Below are 16,901 nucleotides of genomic sequence, written 5' to 3'. Positions count from 1 at the left end.
GCTCTGGATAAATATTACGACTACGGATATTTTAAGAAAATTTGTTATCATAGAAAGTAAGTACATTATTTAGTGCATGGTTTGCAAACCCCAAACGTAAGAGCGAGTCAGCCAAAGCCTGGGAACCAGCAACATGTGCCGCAATTTCATCCGCATGAAATTCCATCTCTCTTGATAACGCCAAATAATTGAGATTTACATATTCATAAAGATGCTTCAAAATATGCTGAATCTGTTGAATAATAAACATCGATATACCAATAAAAATAGCAGAGTACCCACTGATGTTACCCCATTTACCAAACATATTATCCAGCGATTCATTCTTATACAGCATATTGTAGATAATCTGATTAACATGGTAAACATAGCTACCCACTTTCATGCTTTTTTGTGAGAAGTGGCCAAACTCGTGTGCAAGAATAGCCTTTAGTTCCTGTTGAGTACCTGCATTCACCATCCCCACACCAATCTGAAGATTTTTCTTAATGGGTAAAAACATGCTCCAAAAACTAGAGTCATAGAATACAGATGCATTGACATCATGCGATAGAAAAATTTTCTTTGGAAAGCTTGTGTCAACTTCCTTTACCACCTCATGAATAAGTGCGAATAACTGTGGTTCGTCGCTCTCATATATCTGTGTAAGATGCCCCGTATCAACTTTTGTTGACGCAAAAACAAATTTTAATAAAAAGAATAGTATAGTCAGACCTGTAGCGAGTAGGCCCAAACATAATACTGCGGTTAAAAACATGGGCTTGGCAGTGAACATCAATAGTCCCAATAAAGTAAAACCAACAGTAATACCTATTGCCAAGAGTAGCAGAATAACATAAGTAACCGCAAAAACAACAATAGATAAAATTGTTTTACGCGCGTGTTTTCTAAAGTTTGTAGATACTTGTACGTTCATAAACCGTTAATAAAGCAAGGATAATTGACTATATAAATCTAAAAAATAAAATCCATTTGCCTATAAGTTTACAAAAAATCAAAAACAAAAAAACATACCCAATTTACACATCAAAGTACATTATCATTAGCCCCTTAAAGGGGATATTATCATTAATAACCTTTTTCCAAAGAAACTTCATTCAGTAAAGCCTCCCCCCGAATCATTCGTTTATAATTGTCTACTACCTGTAAAACCGACGAACTGATATTGGTTCGACTTGCGACATGCGGTGTTATAAAAATAGAAGAACAGGACCAAAATGGATGATCTTTTGGCAGCGGTTCCAGGTGAAAGACATCGAGGTAAGCTTGGGCAATCTGCCCTTTGTCAATAGCCTCCAGTAGCTCATTTTCAACGAGATGCCCACCTCTGCCAACGTTTATGAGGACAGTTTCATTCGTACACAATTCAAAAAGATTACGATCCAGAATTCCTCTTGTGGCATCGGTCAGGGGTAAAATATTGACAACAAAATCACTATTTTCCACAGCCGCCCTAAGTCCTTCCTGTCCCGAGAAAGAAACTACCCCTGGAAGCGCTTTAGGGGAATTGGACCATCCTTTTACTAGAAACCCCAACTGAACCAGCCTCTCGGCAACTTAGCCTCCAATCTCACCTAAGCCTAAAATTGTTACACTGGTTTCACCAATGGATTTATATACTAGTGGTTGCCAATGCTGTTGTTCCTTCGCTGTAGCATACATCGAAAAATTCTTCATTGCATGCATCAAACAGGTCAAAATATGCTCAAACATATCGCTTTTCAGCATTGGATCTATTATCCTACAGATATGGAGCGTTGAAGGAATCTTATTTGGGAATAAATGATCTATCCCCGCTCCTCCCGACTGAATAACTTTTAAATTAGGAAAATGAGTAAAGTAATTAGCATCAGGCTTCCAACAAAGTGCAAATTCTACCGCATCATAATTTTCTATTTCAGGATATATCTCCACCTTAACATCAGGTAAATGTTTAGTGATCTCGACCTTCCATTCTTCTGCCCTAGCAGTATTCAGCAGCAAAGCTATGCTCATAATCTCTTTTTTATACGAAAATAACATTTTAGAATGGGCCAGCATTTGATTTCTTCACAGAAATCTCCGATCCCCATAGATCCGCAGCAATAGATGATTATTAAAATAACTTAATTTGAATTTATTTTTATCGTAAATTGTTACTTGACATCCCTAAATAAAGATTAAGATGGCACTTAAACATCGATTTATCCTAATTGGTCTCATCCTGCTAAAATTCATCATTCAATTTCAGTTGATTAGTCCGATTTACGAATTGCAGCGTGACGAATTTCTACATCTCGATCAGGCGAATCATTTGGCCTGGGGCTACCTCTCGGTTCCCCCTCTGACCTCCTGGACCTCCTATCTGATCAAAATAACCGGAAATTCCGAATTCTGGATCAAATTTTTCCCCGCATTGTACGGAGCCTTAACAATTCTAATTGTCTGGAAAACTATAGAAGCGTTGAAAGGAAACCTTTTTGCACTTGTATTTGGCAGTTGCTGCATCATGTTTTCCGTTCTCTTCCGTCTGAATGGCTTATATCAGCCAAATTCTTTGGATGTATTGTGCTGGACTTCCATATACTACCTCATTATACGATATTTGAACAGCCAACAATCGAAGTGGCTAATTTATATTGCTGTTGTATTTGCTATCGGTTTTTTGAATAAATATAACGTCATCTTTTTGATCTTGGGTTTAGTTCCTGCGCTTGCAATCGTGCCCGAACGGAAGGTGTTTACAGAACGAAAATTATATGGTAGTTTACTCATCGCCATACTTATCATCTTGCCGAATTTAATATGGCAGTATCAAAATAATTTTCCGGTATTCTCTCATTTTAAAGAGCTTCAGGCAACGCAACTCGTCCACGTCAATCGGTGGAGCTTTTTCCGTTCTCAGTTTTTGTTTTTCTTCGGGACTTTTCCTGTTATAATTTTCGGTTTATATGCCTTGTTGAAATATCCCCCATTTAAACCTTATCGCCTATTCTTCTGGTCATTTTTTATTACCATTGGTATTTTCTTATTGTTAAGAGCCAAGGATTATTATGCGATAGGTATTTATCCCATTTATTTTGCCTTCGGAGCGGTTTATATTGCATCACTACTGGAAAACAAAACTGGTAAAATTCTTAAGCCTATCTTCATCGTTTTAACAGGCATCTTGTTTCTACCGATCTACAACATTGCCTTTCCCAATCACAATCCATCGTACTTTGTAGAACATCCTGAAAAATACCGTAAATATGGCATGTTAACTTGGGAAGATGGTGAAGAACACCCACTTCCACAAGACTTTGCCGATATGTTAGGTTGGAAAGAACTTGCCCACAAAGTAGATAGCGTATCGTCAGATCCCCCAACCTCAAAATACACTCGTTCTTTGCGACAATTATGGACAGGCAGGTGCTATAAATTACTATTCCAAACTGGGGATTAGGGCTGTTTCTTTCAATGCCGATTATATCAATTGGTTTGATCTGAGTAAAAAATACCGCAATTTGATCCGTGTCAAGAACCGTTGGGAGCGTGAAACTGAACTAAAAACAACCAGTCCCTTCTTTACACGATCAATGGCAGCAGACTCCATTACAAATAGCTATGCCCGGGAACATGGAACAACGATCTTCTCTTTTATCAATGCTAAAATTAATATCAATGAACGAGTCTCAAATGAAGTAGAATCAGAAAAAAGAGAAAAAAATCTTCCTTTATAAGTTAGTTATTTTTTACGCTTTTAAGGTTAACTGGGCGCTTCTTTTATCTGAAATATTTATTATCTTTAATATACTTAGCCAAAGCTTTCATCTTCGTCATGCTCGTCATATACCGTCAGCACCATAGCGACTACAGGGAGCTTAACACCATATTAATAGGATATTTATGCGATTTTTGAATTTTTTGAAGGGACAGGGTAATCTGAAGCAAATTGATGTTAGCGAAGACGATGATTTTGTGGATTTACAATTGACAGTAACAAAATATTGGAAGGACGACGACGAGCATCATATCGTTCAGGCAAAGGGGCTTTGGGGTAGAGAGACAGTAGGCCTAGCAATTGCCTTTCGCCCCGATATGAAATTGGGAATTGTAGACACTGAGGTTGATAAAAAAAGATTTTACCGTGAGGGAGTTAACTTCTATTCGATAGGTAAAGTAAGCGACAATTTTACCAAGGCCTTACATAGCCTATTTCAAATAGATGGTACGCTAGGTAACATGCAAGATAGCGTCGGTTCCACCGCATTTATTGTCAGCGGACGACCAGAGCATTTTGATGAAGATTATATTAAAGCTAAAGTTTTCTTCGACGATGCAAATGAAAAGAACCTTTACGCCGAATGGTATGTCAATGTGGATTTAAAAAACAAGATCTTAGAACTCCGGGAAAAAGACCCCGAATATAGGAAAAACATACTCACTATCTTGACAAATGTTTAAATTTGACGATGCTTTCCAATCAACTTATCGGCGTTGACAGAGAGGAAGCTTTTTAGCAATAACAATTATTTAACAAGCACTATCTTTTTGAGACATGCAATTGTTGGCTCTTACCTTTCGAAAGAGAAACCTCGAATAGTCCAATACTTACCACCTTTTATCTCTTTTAAACCCCACTGAATTGATATTTCTTTGTAATATAAAATAGAGTGAACCCCGTTCCTTAATTCATCAATATCAAAAGGCACAAAAATCCTTTTTGAGGAATTGCAGATTTTCGCTGGAATAAAACTATTGTAATCAACTGAATTCTAAAAGGTAAAGCTAATAAAAGAGAAAGCTAATGAGATATTTCATCGCCGAGCCTGTCGGGCAAGTTAAAAACGATTTATTTTTTGAAGTCGCCAATTTTCTTTGGGATAGTGGAAATGAGGTTTCCCTTGGCGAAAATATTATCTGCAATTGCCAAAAGATGCAACATGCAGATTACGACTATACCATCTCCCTCGTTCCGAACAATGAAGCTGTAGAATCACTTTTTAATACACATTATAAAATCATCAGCAAATATTTTGACCAAATTGACAGCGATGGCCCCATGCTTGTTTTAGCAAATACAGGCATCTATACCAATGCTCTGCCTTATCCGCATAAGATTTACAATTTTGAAAAATTAGATACACAGGCTTTGTCAACCTTCTTTGACTGGTGCAAAAGATTCAATTTATTTGTTAGAAAAAAATAAATTAAATCGAATTCTAAATATCGGAATATGTCGTAGGAAACAGTAGCACCTTTATACTTTTAGATACGTTATTCTGGTATTGCGGTAAATCCTGCATTGGTTTGTATAAGGGTCCAAAATCTTTCCAATGTATATTCCGATCTTCCATGCTTTCAAATGCTGTAAGATACATCAAGTTGGGCATCGTGCTACCGGCAATTACTTGTCCATAGAAAACAGCATTAAAATTCAGTTTTTTAAAAATGTCGATTTCACCGTTGTTAAACATGTCTATCTTATTCGTAGACAGTTGGTCAGTTGCGGCCTCATAACTGCGTAGTTCATAAATGCGTTTATTTTTTTCAGCAGATAATTTAGGAAGCGCTGATTTGGGCATTCCTTCAAATGCTTTCATCCATATTGTCTCCAACCTTTTGAAAGGAGGATTACTATAATCTGCCCCAATATAAATCTTTCCAGCCTCCAGGTATTTTTGATCTTTGGCCAGCCGCTGATCCAAATTAACCAGCAAACTGAGATCAGCAGCACTGATGAACACGTAAACCAATCTATCTTGGCCAACTGCATTTTCTAAGGGTTTAAATACGCCGATTTCTTTAAATCCCAATTTATGCAATGCCGGTAAATAAGCCGACTCAAGATACTGGTCAATGACTTTCTCCTGCTCATCAGTCTCATAATGATATACTTTCAATTGAAAATAGTCCTGATTTACTTTTTCAAATGCAGCGGCATAACTTCCTACAGCGACAAGCAATAAAACTAAGATGAAAGGTCTATATAGGTTAAAGGCATTCTTTTTCATGAGCAATAAGATGAATTGGTTATTGATTATACCATAAAGATAATATTAATTTTGAAAGTTCAAACTCGGACGATTCGTCTCATCACAAAACTATCTTCCATTGAGCCTAAAAATGGGGATTTCTACTTATTAGAATCGGTATTTTACCCATGCTTCCCCTAAGGCTTTTTAGTTAATTTAGCTCCACCTTTTTTTTAAACGAAAACATGCCAAATAAAACAATACTGATGTTGGACGATGATAAACATGTCCTTGAAATATGCACAATAATCCTTGAAACAAACGGCTATAATATGGCCGTTTCAGAAACCTCTCACGATATCATCGAAAAGGTTGAAGAGGTACGTCCAGATTTAATCTTGATGGACAATTGGATTCCAAAAATAGGTGGTGTAGAGGCCACTCGTCTGCTCAAAAAACATCCTTTATATCGAGACATCCCTGTTATCTACCTCTCCGCAAACACCGATATCGAAACACTAGCCCAACAAGCTGGAGCAGACAGCTATCTCGCCAAGCCTTTTGATCTAGAAGATTTAGAAAATAGAATAGCTGAACTACTGTAGTTCTATTCTTATATTTTAAGCACCATTACGGAAATGCTACTCGCGAAACTTATATTTTGATACCCTACTTGCGCATAAGGCCACATTGAAATGAATAGGATCATGTGTTGCTTTAATACAATTGTGGCTTACTCAATTGCAGGCATGTATCGTCATAGTTGTCGCGTCATAGTCATCGGGAATCAGCAATTTGGAATGAATGCAATACCACATTTGAAGTATAAATAATAATACATAATTTCGCATTATAGTATTAGAAATAATCATTAAGACAGCATTAATTACGCTATGTCAGAGTCCGTTTTATCATTTCAATCCGTTTATCTAAACAGCAAACGGATATGTTGTCAAATGTAAGCCCTAGCCCAGCTTTTCGCAAGGCACAACTATAATTCGCATCCGATGGTTTAATATTCGTGGCACCGCTAAAAAAATCGGCATCAGCAATGGTCGGCATTCAGCTACTTCGCTACCCTTAACAACAAAATAAAAAGTCCCTTACATGACTTCAAGGGATTTTACGATAACCGATTATTCCGATATGATTTCTATGCCGCTGGAAATTTGCTCATATCCATATAAAATATCTCCCAGGTATGACCGTCAAAATCTTCAATACTTCGCTGTTGCATAAAACCGTAGTCTTTCATTGGCGTTGGTTCAATGCCTCCGGCTTTCAATCCATTATCAACAATTTCGTTCACACGATCCAAACCAGAAACAGAAAGTGAAAGTAGTGCTGCAATCTGTTTTTTTGTATCTGCAAGCGGTTTTTCTGTAAATGTTTTAAATTTATCCGGAGATAAAAGCATCACAAAAATATGCTCACTCCAAACCATACATTTGCCTTGTTCGTCGGAAAACTGAGGATTATTCGTAAAGCCCAATTGTGTATAAAAATCCATTGACTTATTCACATCGGCTACGACGAGATTAATAAATATCTGTTTCATCATTTTAAAGTTTAATTGCTATTGATCATGCAAAGTTGAAAATTTTCATCCAAAAAAAACTTGACCTATGCGAAGATTTTTATGCAGCATCAATGAATAAGCAACGGAATGACCATACCTTATATGGATCGCTCATTATATGGATCGCTTGTTACTTAGCGAGCTCATTCAATTCGGCTTGTGAAAAGACATGCTCGCCTTTGAGATAACTATTTGCTTCTTTTAAATACGTATAGATCACCTCTCGCCCCTTAGGATTGGGCAATTTATGTAAGTTGCGCACCAAATATTCCTTGTCCCGCAATCGATCTTTACCATAGCTTAAAAAAGAGGGCGCATGTGTCTGTACACTCCAACGAATAAAACGTAAATCGATATTATCGGGATATTTCATGATCATTTCCTCCAGAAGCTTTTTCCCTTTCTTGAATTGACCTAATTTTGTAAAGGGATTGCCCATATGTTTCGCCCATAATATTTCATAAGCAGCGAGGTATCCCTTCTCCGTTGCTGAATTGGCAGCTCTTTCCAGTAGTTTCAGATTCGCTTCACAGAGTTTCTTGTTTTTAACAGCAGTAGCGTACTCGGCTCGCATTTTATCAACATCAACTTGACCAAAACAACATATCGTACATAATACCAAAGAGACACAGATAGAAAATCGTATAACCATTTCAATTCATTTAAAGTAAAAAATAAACGCCGTTTTGTGATATAACAATATCGAAGAGCTTTGAGTTTTCTTATTTTTTAATCCGTTTAGACCTCTGCCTGTTTTGCCACTTGCCCAAAATAATCAATAATGCACCAATGACGACAAAAACCAAGGTTACTCCAAAGCTGTTCAAAATAACCCTGTCCATCCCCAATTCGGAAACATTGACAAAAGGATACGGATAAAATCCAGAAAACGAACCATGCCACAACGTATAAAAAAGATAGGTTAATGGAAAGATCAACCAATAAAAAAGATGACTCCAACGGATTGTTTCCTTGCTCAAAAAACGCCACCAAAAGAGGAAAAAACTCAAAGGAGTGACCACATGTAATAACTCGTCAACCACCATTGACAAACCCTGTGGATGCGACAGAAAGCGGAGAAGGGTATTATAGATAATGCCGACAATAAGAATGTATAATGTTACGGCAGTAATGCTTTCGGGTTTAGTAAAAAATAGGCCTATTCGACTTTTTGACCAGAAAACAGTAAAAAAACAGCATAGCAGAACCATTACATTACCTAGAATTGTAAAATAACTAAAAAACTGAACTATATATTCCACGCGACCGAGCTTCGAGACAAGAGCACTTAATACAAATTGCCCAACGACTGCAAACAAGGTAATCAAACCAATGCTACCAGCAAAAACCGATTTTAATGACTTTTGAGCTTCCATATTACGAGTGGTCTATACAATACTAAATATAAAAATTTCAACTGCTATTTGGAATTTTAAATGATCAAATCCAATTCACCGTTGTTCGAACCCGGAGTCCAGATTGTAAATAATTGCAACGAATTGTAAATGGATTCAGTTTCCTTACTTACAATTATTATTTTTATAGACTATAAAGTATTGATAAATGATCAAAGTAGCCATTATCGAGGATGAACCCGCCGTACGCAAAGAAATCAGCTATTTGGTCCAACAGGAAACTGACGTTGAACTTGTTGGCTGGAGCGATACGGTGACAAATGCTGTAAAATTGATTGAAGAGAAACAACCAGACGTTATACTCATGGATATTCAGCTCCGTGATGGTACAGCATTTGACATCCTAAAAAAGCTAACCGTTATTCCACAGAATATTATTTTCATTACGGCCTACAATCATTTTGCAATCAAAGCCATCAAATACGGTGCTTTGGATTATCTCTTGAAACCGGTCGATCAAACCGAACTAAACGAAGCCTTAGAACGTTACCGGCGTAAAAGCGAAAACAATCCCCAATGGATGCGACGTTTATCAATGGCACAAGAAGCTTTACATGCCAACGAACTTCCCGAAAGCATTGCTTTGTCTTCCATACAGCATGTACGTATCGTCCCTGTTCACAACATCGTATACTGCAAAGGAGACGGTCCCTATACTTTTTTCTTTTTAAATGATGGTACCAAAGAGTTAATCTCTAAACCCCTCAAATATTATGAAGAGTTATTGCCACAGCCTTATTTCTTACGCACCCATCAATCTTATCTTGTCAACAGGTCGCATATTTCTGGTGTCAATCGTTCCGAGTATATTGTCTTAAAGAACAAAGAGGAAATTCCAATTTCATCACGCAGAAAAAATTCGATCTTAAATCAGCTTTTCCCAGAAAAATGAGCGCACTGAACCGCATTTTCCCTTGGCTACTACTGCCTTTGTTTTTTATCGCTTGCGCTCGAAAGAAAGACGGATTATTGCCCGACCATGATGCTATTGCTGCACAGATTAAAACGCTCGAAGACCAAAAATTAACTGCAGCAAATGGAGATTCCATCAAACAGGCCTGGTTAACTTTAGACCAAAATTCCATCGTAAAAAAAGACACGGTACTCGCTGCCCGTGTAAAATATTACCTGGCACGACTCTATGCTATGAGCGGTCAAGATTCGGCTCTTTTTTTTGTTCAACAGGCGCTTGAACTCATAGAACCCACCACTGGAAACGCAAAATACAAAGCACTTATTTACAATGGCATAGGAAACATCCGTAGCATAGAAGCAAAACAACGCGAAGCGGGCTATTATTATAACAAAGCCGCCACGATTGTTTTGTCGGATACCGCTGCAGGACTGTCAACCGAAGCAAAATCAGCGATATTATTGTCCGCTGCCCAAAACAACTTGAGCTCCTTCCAGTATAACCTTGCCGAAAAAATGAATCGTTCGGTACTCCCCCTAATTGATTCACTACCGGAAGGACATATTAACCGACAACGCGTATTGGTACAAATGATACAGACGCTGAACACCTTACAACGGCCAGCAGAAGATATTGCCCCCTTCCTTCATCAACTCGAAGAATTACACACTAAAAATCCAGACAAATACAACATTAGTTTTCTTTACGATTCGAAGATCCAATACTATGAAACGGCTAAGAAACCAGATTCCATTTTACATTACGAGTTGCTAAAAATAGCAATAGATGAACGCTTGCACCAACAGACAGCGTCCTCTATACTGATGAACAATTTATTTGTAGATTACAGTAATGTAGCCGCAATCTATGTTTCATTAAATAAACCGGCATTGGGAGAAAAATTCATCCAAAAAGCCAGCAAACTTAAAGCGCAGTTTCCCAAATTGATCTTTCCCAACAACGAAATTACATTTCAAAACAGTCTCGCAGCCGTCTATCGCCTGCAAGGAAAAGATAAAGCAGCTATAGACGTACTAAATCACCTTGTGCAATTACAAAGGGGTATTTACCAATCGGAGAATACACAAGCGATCGCAGAAATGAATGCCCTATATCAACTCCAGGCGAAAGATCAGTCTATTCGTATACTGAACGAAAATATCAAGATCAATAAACTTCAGCTACAACAAAATCGTTTAGGACTGATCATTTCCTCCTTGGCGGTTATTCTATTGATCATCATACTTTTCTTCCTATATTACAGTTTTCGCCAGCGACGCTCCAGGCAAGAGAAAGAAAAGGTTTTATTGCAGCAGCAGTTGTTGCGCACACAGATGGAACCGCACTTTATTTTCAATACCCTTTCCGCTGTACAGAGCTTCATGCGCCTGGATAAAAAAGAAAATGCCATCAAATATTTGAACCGTTTCAGCCGACTATTACGTAGCAATCTCGAATTAAGCCGTGAAAACCTCGTTCCATTAAATGAGGAACTTGAAACCCTAGAAAACTATTTGATCTTACAGCAAATGCGTTTTGAAGATGCTTTTCATTACCACATCACACAACCTGAAGATCAAGATTTAAGTGCAGTCATGCTACCGCCAATGCTGATACAACCCTATGTTGAAAATGCAATTCTGCACGGTATAAACCTCGAAACGGGCGATGGTAGTATTGACATCCAGTTTGCGTTGTCTGCAGATATCCTACGGGTGACGATTAAAGATAGCGGTAAAGTCAATCCAGACATTCCTGAAATTACACATCGTTCACTCTCTGGAACAATCAGTCGCGAACGTATGCAATTGTTAGGAAAAAAAGCGAGTGTTCAGACCACCAAAGACCCAACTGCTGGCACTAAGGTCACACTTCTTATTCCAATTACCTATTAACGATTTATATTATTTAAACAAACTGCAGCGCATTCAACTTGTCATCTAATATCAAGATAGGATATAAATTGTAGCGCAATTTCATTCGTTATCCATGGAAAATCAATTAAATTAATTAAATTCGTTTATAAACCAACGAAATAGCGTTTTGAACACAATTTTCAAATTTATAGTCGCATAATTTAGCCTCACAAACCACAGGCTAATTATTCTTTTATTCGGGTAACTCCTATCCGAACAGGTTTTCATTTCACCCTATTATTCTCGGTATTGTTAGCTCAGGAGAGTATTTTTATGCTATTTCAGTATTTAAAATACCGTATCCCATCCTTTCCAATATCGTCGATAACATCAAAAATCAAATAAAGAATATTAAGCGCGACTACAACTCATGCGAAAAGAATATATCTGGGAGATCGAAGCACACAACACTCCCCTTCTCAAAAGATCCTGCAGCCATTGTGATAGTGATAGGTTCTACTGCAGTGAAAAGTTCAGAATGAATGCACAGAAAAAAATACAAGCCCCGAATCCATCAATAAGGAACTGTTTCATAGATTTCAGGAAAACAACAGGGAGCTAGCATGACAATACGCTTTTTCAACAGAAATCAGAAAAAAGAACAATGTTGAAGCAGATTTCGATACCATCAAATATGAAATACAGTATGAACAGCTGTTCATTGAAAATTTGCACAGCACAAACGAAGACACCTTATTCTTCAAAGTCATCTATGCATCCAGCTTTCAGCTCAAACTATCCACCGTCATTCGTAACTGTTTAAAACTATCATCCAAGCAGCTTGACCGACTCATCACTATGCAGGCAATTACTGTACATGGAAAATTTCTAGAAAAAAAACATCGCATCAAACATGAGGATATTGTGAAAATATCATGCGAAGCATTGAAACGCATAACCCGATAAACAAACGGCGAGCAATCCTATAATTGCCCGCCGTCTTATTAACTAAACACAAACTAAATTTCATTTCAGGTTCTCCCCCTGCTCATTGACATTATTTATTTTTGTTTCATTATATCCACTAAAAGTTTCATGTAAAAACCTCCAACAACACTACGCGCCTTAAAGTTTTCACGGATCCCCGTAGTCGAATCATAAAAATCATTTAATGGGACACGGGATTCCGTTTGAATCGCATGATTATAGACCGGTTTCACCAAAGCTTCAAATGCTTCTTTTGACGGAGCAAATGATGCTGTCCAAAGAATCCAGTCATTTTTGGTGTAGGCCTTACGGCTATCCAATGGTATGCCGAATCTATTTTGCTTGGTCAGGTAATACTTAATTTCCGTATCATACACTTTTTGCGGAAACAGATTCAATCCCAACACTTTGTCCCAGATCAAATTATATTTTTGACTCCAGGTATTTTTATCGTCAAATGTCAGCGCGTAATGGTCGCCCGCATCTGCCATTTCCATCCATTTCGGGACCATTTCCTCGGCAATTACACGGTATTTTTTTGCGATTGCAGTTTCACCAATGGCCTCCGCTAGCTGCGCATAACAGGCAATACCCACAATAGCTTTAACAGATAAATTGGCATTTCGTGCAAGATGACCAGCAAAATCGTCTGTGCAGAGCTGCGTTTTAGGGTCAAAGCCATCTTTAACGAGATAATCTACCCAAGTTGTCAATGTTTTCCAATGCTTCCTCGCATAGTCCCCATTCCCTTGCACTTTCGCGATTGCTGCAGTTAAAATAATCATATTGCCCGATTCCTCCACAGGCATAGGCTCGCCATAGGTTTGACCATTGGCCAATGGATACGTACCCAAATCGTGAGCCGCCCAAGGATACGGGTATTTACCGCTCTCGCTAAAATAAAATATTCCAGTTAACATCCCTTTCAACAACTCCGGATTATAGATCAAATACAATGGTGCTGAAGGATAAGTAACATCCACCGTATTGATAAAACCACCACTATTATTTTCTTTGGAAAGCCATAGCAGTTCATTTTGTGGACTTTTCACCAAGGTATGCGCTGCTATACTTTGGCGATAAGCTAGTACACTAAGATGTGCATATTCTTTTCCACCCGATTTTAGCGCATCCGCATAAACCGCTTTGTCGAATGCCACGCACTTATCGAGCACATTACGATACTCATCTGCAGCCAAAGTCAGCTGATTTTCCATCGTTTCTTTGCCAGAATTGTTCCACCATGGTCGCAGGTTATTTTTGAAATACTGAATCGCATAAATTTCATCGTAGCCTACCTCAACAAAACGCTCCTCCGCTTTCGCCCCCACATTACCAAACGGAATGACCGTGTTCAGCGCAAGTGAGGTACCCTTAACAGTTTTTTTTGGAGCGGTCGCTGTTCCCTTTCTAAAGGCGTCGACGGCTGCGCCCCTCGGACTAATAAACTGTTGCGTTTTATCCTGCTTTGGCGAAGCAACATAAAAATACCCCCAGTCTATCCGCATATCATCGGCACCTTTCTGCAAAATAGGCTGTTCGACCGTTCCCGCTTTTAGTACCGACAATTTTGCCGTTTCATATTTATCGGCGGTTACTTCCTGTGAAGGCTTATACACCGCAATATTTGTGGATGCACTTAGAAAAACCTTAACCGCATGCTGCTTGCCATCGTTTGCTTTTACGTTATACGTGATATAGCTTACCGGTCGAGCCAATAAATTCAGATCATCCATAAGCAAAGGCGACGTAAAGCTTAGTTTCAGATCCACCTTACCGGCCTGAAAATTATAGACCGTGCGCGTCGCTGTTATTTCGACATCTTTTTGCACGACTTCCTGAATTTTCGGTCCACGCTCTTTAAGCCTGTCGACCAAGCCAAAATCCAGGTAACGACCGCCAGCACTATTCTTCAAATGGATGGCAATATGATTTTGCCCGGCCTTCAAATTCGCCTTGTCAATCGGTAAATAGTGAAAGCTGTTAGTCCAACCTACCTTTTCGTAAACCTTTTTCCCATTCAAAAATACGTCTATATTATCATCATGATTGAGTTTTAAAAACAGCTCATTGATGCTCTTCGGATCCGTTACGGAAAACTCACGTCTCACCCAGATATCGTCCGATTTCCAAAGCGTCTTTACCTGTTGCGCATCATCACCGATGGGTGCAAGTCCTGATTTCCACGTATTCGTATTATAAGCGGAAGACTCCCAGCTGCCTTGAGGTTTTGATTCAGTATATTGTACCGTATACGATTTATCTTCCGAAGTCGGTAGAATAACCGCATAACTAGGCTCTTCTTTGCCAAGAAAACGATAAATATTACCATCAACATCAATTAAGCCCAACAGCGAATGATCAGCGTCTGTCCAGTGTTTCGTTGTCGACGCATGAAGCTGATCCGTCATGGACCATATACTAAAATTGGGGTTGTGCGTAATCAATGGATAAGCCGGAGCTTTGCGTTCTTGGGCTTGTCCATCTAAAACAGTAGAAGCATAGGTCAAAACAAAACAGAGACCTATCTTCCCGAGTTTGTTCATTGCATAAATAGATTTTTGAAAAGGTTTAATCATATTTTTTGGATAAATTAGCTACATAGTTTTCCGCATTGGACTTATGCCCAATCGTTTTAACAAAGAAAGTTGGAATAATTTAAATTCAGCTGTCGCATCGTATCATTTTACCTTCAATTTATATCATATTTGACATGCTGCCATCTAATCAAGATAATTATTATCTTTGAGAACCCGTCCGATCGTTATGTGCAAAATGACCTAATAAACATCGGCATTCAATTTTACCAACAACACGATGAGAAGTATTTACGTTTATTTCTTAATGACCATATCTTGTCTTTTTTCAACGAGCACACAGCTTTATGCACAAGAAACAGATTCGGTCAATAAAAAAGAATTGGATCTGAGTTCCTTACTGAACGGAATTAGACAACAGCAAATTAATGATTCTCTTGAACGGGTAAAGCTTCAGCATGAAATTGCCGATCTTAAAAGTCAAAATAGCCCCAAAAAGGAAAATTTAAAACAGCAGCTGAATGAGTTTGACGAAGAAAATAACCTTCGGAAGCAGCAGCTGAAAGTTAAAGTAGACTCCATCAAAAAAAACACCAAAAGATATGCAGTCGCGCCATTTCAGGATACCCTCTTCTATATCTATAATAAACTTGGATCATCATTAGCCAAAGACCGAGCTTACAATGTGGTCAGCAGAATCCGTAATCTATATGAAGACGATTTTGTGAAAGTAGATTCCTTTAAAATCGAAAACAACGAAATCAGTGCTGACATCGTTTATAAAGATCTCGTCATAACTTCCGTCACAGAACTCGATGCTCTTCTTGAAGGAAAAAGCAAAGAAGAGATTGCGGCAAACTACCTAAAAAGAATTCAGGATTCAATCACAACGGAACGTGTACCTTTACGATTGTTCGCTTTCTGCTCCAAGCCTTCACACTGGTGCTCATATTCCCGTATTTACCCGGTGCAAATTCAGATATCTTTAAAGGAATATCCGTATTTATAGGTGTCCTATTTTCTTTAGGATCATCTTCTGCAATTTCCAATATCATAGCGGGACTTGTAATCACCTATATGCGTCCTTTCCGCATTGGAGACCGTATTACCATCGCCGACAAAACAGGCGTCGTTATCGAAAAATCACCACTGGTAACAAGGCTTCGAACGATAAAAAATGAAGAAATTACCATCCCCAATTCCTCGGTACTTTCCGGAAATACCGTCAATTATTCAACCTTCTCAGAAGATGGAATCTGCTTTCAGGTGGAATTGACAGTCGGTTATGAAGAACCTTGGCAACGTATACACGAATTGCTCCTGAACATCCCACCCCGAATAAAAAGAGTCAACCTTAACCCCGCGCCATTCGTCTTACAAAAAAAATTAGACGACTTCTATGTCCTCTATGAACTGAATGTATACATCGCTAAATCTGGTGAAATTGAACTGGCAAAGTCTGAAATTTTTCAATCGATCTTAGATGACTTTCTAGCCGCAGGAATTGAAATGAATGGCCCACACATATTTGCTAACGTTGACCATGTACAACAATATAATCCAAAAATGCCCAACAGCTCGTACAATAACTGATCTGAAAGCACAATTTTTAGCTGATTACTGCAAAGAATATGTGAGGCGTTTTGACCCGGTATGCATATCCTGTTGAATTCATCCA

The 16,901-nt window shown here is 38.4% G+C and carries 17 protein-coding genes and 1 pseudogene; 10 read left to right on the top strand and 8 right to left on the bottom strand.

What is annotated here, in order from left to right; genetic code table 11:
• Positions 1–31: 31 nt before the first annotated feature.
• The 3 genes from AACH28_RS22405 to AACH28_RS22395 all read right to left on the bottom strand — a co-directional run bounded on the left by AACH28_RS22405 (position 32) and on the right by AACH28_RS22395 (position 1,995).
• Positions 32–916 (bottom strand): M48 family metallopeptidase, encoded by an 885-nt coding sequence (locus tag AACH28_RS22405; RefSeq protein WP_341831559.1) that lies wholly within the window; start codon positions 914–916, stop codon positions 32–34.
• A gap of 152 nt (positions 917–1,068) precedes the next feature.
• On the bottom strand, positions 1,069–1,545 hold the full coding sequence (locus tag AACH28_RS22400) for an NAD(P)-dependent oxidoreductase (protein ID WP_341833137.1): 477 nt from the start codon (positions 1,543–1,545) through the stop codon (positions 1,069–1,071).
• Positions 1,546–1,557: 12 nt separating this feature from the next.
• Positions 1,558–1,995, bottom strand: coding sequence for a hypothetical protein (locus AACH28_RS22395; RefSeq protein WP_341831558.1), 438 nt, complete (start codon positions 1,993–1,995; stop codon positions 1,558–1,560).
• Positions 1,996–2,164: 169 nt separating this feature from the next.
• Between AACH28_RS22395 and AACH28_RS22390 the strand changes: the two genes are divergently transcribed.
• The 4 genes from AACH28_RS22390 to AACH28_RS22375 all read left to right on the top strand — a co-directional run bounded on the left by AACH28_RS22390 (position 2,165) and on the right by AACH28_RS22375 (position 5,170).
• A complete protein-coding gene (locus AACH28_RS22390; protein WP_341831557.1) occupies positions 2,165–3,424 on the top strand; it encodes a glycosyltransferase family 39 protein in 1,260 nt (419 codons plus the stop codon).
• Positions 3,425–3,557: 133 nt separating this feature from the next.
• Positions 3,558–3,701 (top strand): hypothetical protein, encoded by a 144-nt coding sequence (locus AACH28_RS22385; protein ID WP_341831556.1) that lies wholly within the window; start codon positions 3,558–3,560, stop codon positions 3,699–3,701.
• Positions 3,702–3,867: 166 nt separating this feature from the next.
• A complete protein-coding gene (locus AACH28_RS22380; RefSeq protein ID WP_341831555.1) occupies positions 3,868–4,425 on the top strand; it encodes a hypothetical protein in 558 nt (185 codons plus the stop codon).
• A gap of 343 nt (positions 4,426–4,768) precedes the next feature.
• Positions 4,769–5,170, top strand: a complete 402-nt coding sequence (locus AACH28_RS22375; RefSeq protein ID WP_341831554.1) for a hypothetical protein — start codon at positions 4,769–4,771, stop codon at positions 5,168–5,170.
• A gap of 13 nt (positions 5,171–5,183) precedes the next feature.
• Here AACH28_RS22375 and AACH28_RS22370 read toward each other — a convergent pair whose 3' ends face one another.
• Entirely contained in the window at positions 5,184–5,975 is a 792-nt protein-coding gene (locus AACH28_RS22370) for an NIPSNAP family protein (RefSeq protein WP_341831553.1), read from the bottom strand.
• A 206-nt stretch (positions 5,976–6,181) separates the two neighbouring features.
• On the opposite strand from AACH28_RS22370, the gene AACH28_RS22365 reads away from it, so the two are divergent.
• Complete coding sequence (locus AACH28_RS22365) at positions 6,182–6,541, top strand: response regulator (protein ID WP_088162542.1); 360 nt, start codon at positions 6,182–6,184, stop codon at positions 6,539–6,541.
• Between the two features lie 548 nt (positions 6,542–7,089).
• Here AACH28_RS22365 and AACH28_RS22360 read toward each other — a convergent pair.
• The 3 genes from AACH28_RS22360 to AACH28_RS22350 form a co-directional block, all read right to left on the bottom strand.
• Complete coding sequence (locus AACH28_RS22360; protein WP_075993825.1) at positions 7,090–7,497, bottom strand: VOC family protein; 408 nt, start codon at positions 7,495–7,497, stop codon at positions 7,090–7,092.
• Positions 7,498–7,645: 148 nt separating this feature from the next.
• Complete coding sequence (locus AACH28_RS22355) at positions 7,646–8,167, bottom strand: hypothetical protein (RefSeq protein ID WP_341831552.1); 522 nt, start codon at positions 8,165–8,167, stop codon at positions 7,646–7,648.
• A 70-nt stretch (positions 8,168–8,237) separates the two neighbouring features.
• Entirely contained in the window at positions 8,238–8,891 is a 654-nt protein-coding gene (locus AACH28_RS22350; protein WP_341831551.1) for a Pr6Pr family membrane protein, read from the bottom strand.
• 187 nt (positions 8,892–9,078) lie between these two features.
• Between AACH28_RS22350 and AACH28_RS22345 the strand changes: the two genes are divergently transcribed.
• The 3 genes and pseudogenes from AACH28_RS22345 to AACH28_RS25575 all read left to right on the top strand — a co-directional run.
• The gene (locus AACH28_RS22345) at positions 9,079–9,822 is read left to right on the top strand and encodes a LytTR family DNA-binding domain-containing protein (RefSeq protein ID WP_341831550.1); all 744 of its coding nucleotides are present in this window, start codon (positions 9,079–9,081) and stop codon (positions 9,820–9,822) included.
• Positions 9,819–11,738 carry a histidine kinase gene (locus AACH28_RS22340; RefSeq protein ID WP_341831549.1) on the top strand — a complete coding sequence of 640 codons (1,920 nt, stop codon included), beginning with the start codon at positions 9,819–9,821 and terminating at the stop codon, positions 11,736–11,738. The genes AACH28_RS22345 and AACH28_RS22340 overlap by 4 nt, the downstream gene beginning before the upstream one ends.
• Before the next feature lie 600 nt (positions 11,739–12,338).
• Positions 12,339–12,665 (top strand): annotated as a pseudogene (locus tag AACH28_RS25575) (DUF1062 domain-containing protein); the annotation flags it as partial.
• Between the two features lie 95 nt (positions 12,666–12,760).
• On the opposite strand, the gene AACH28_RS22335 reads toward AACH28_RS25575, so the two are convergent.
• Positions 12,761–15,232, bottom strand: a complete 2,472-nt coding sequence (locus tag AACH28_RS22335; protein WP_407073650.1) for a glutaminase domain-containing protein — start codon at positions 15,230–15,232, stop codon at positions 12,761–12,763.
• Between the two features lie 271 nt (positions 15,233–15,503).
• Between AACH28_RS22335 and AACH28_RS22330 the strand changes: the two genes are divergently transcribed.
• Together AACH28_RS22330 and AACH28_RS22325 are read left to right on the top strand one after the other, a co-directional pair.
• A complete protein-coding gene (locus tag AACH28_RS22330; RefSeq protein WP_341831547.1) occupies positions 15,504–16,232 on the top strand; it encodes a hypothetical protein in 729 nt (242 codons plus the stop codon).
• Positions 16,166–16,816: a mechanosensitive ion channel domain-containing protein gene (locus AACH28_RS22325; RefSeq protein ID WP_341831546.1), complete on the top strand. Its 651-nt coding sequence runs from the start codon at positions 16,166–16,168 to the stop codon at positions 16,814–16,816. The genes AACH28_RS22330 and AACH28_RS22325 overlap by 67 nt, the downstream gene beginning before the upstream one ends.
• Positions 16,817–16,901: the final 85 nt, after the last annotated feature.

The organism is Sphingobacterium thalpophilum, assembly GCF_038396785.1.
GTDB classification, from domain to species: Bacteria; Bacteroidota; Bacteroidia; order Sphingobacteriales; family Sphingobacteriaceae; genus Sphingobacterium; species Sphingobacterium thalpophilum_A.
The sequence above is the reverse complement of the archived record's forward strand: the minus strand, read 5'-3'. Positions and strand labels throughout refer to the sequence as shown.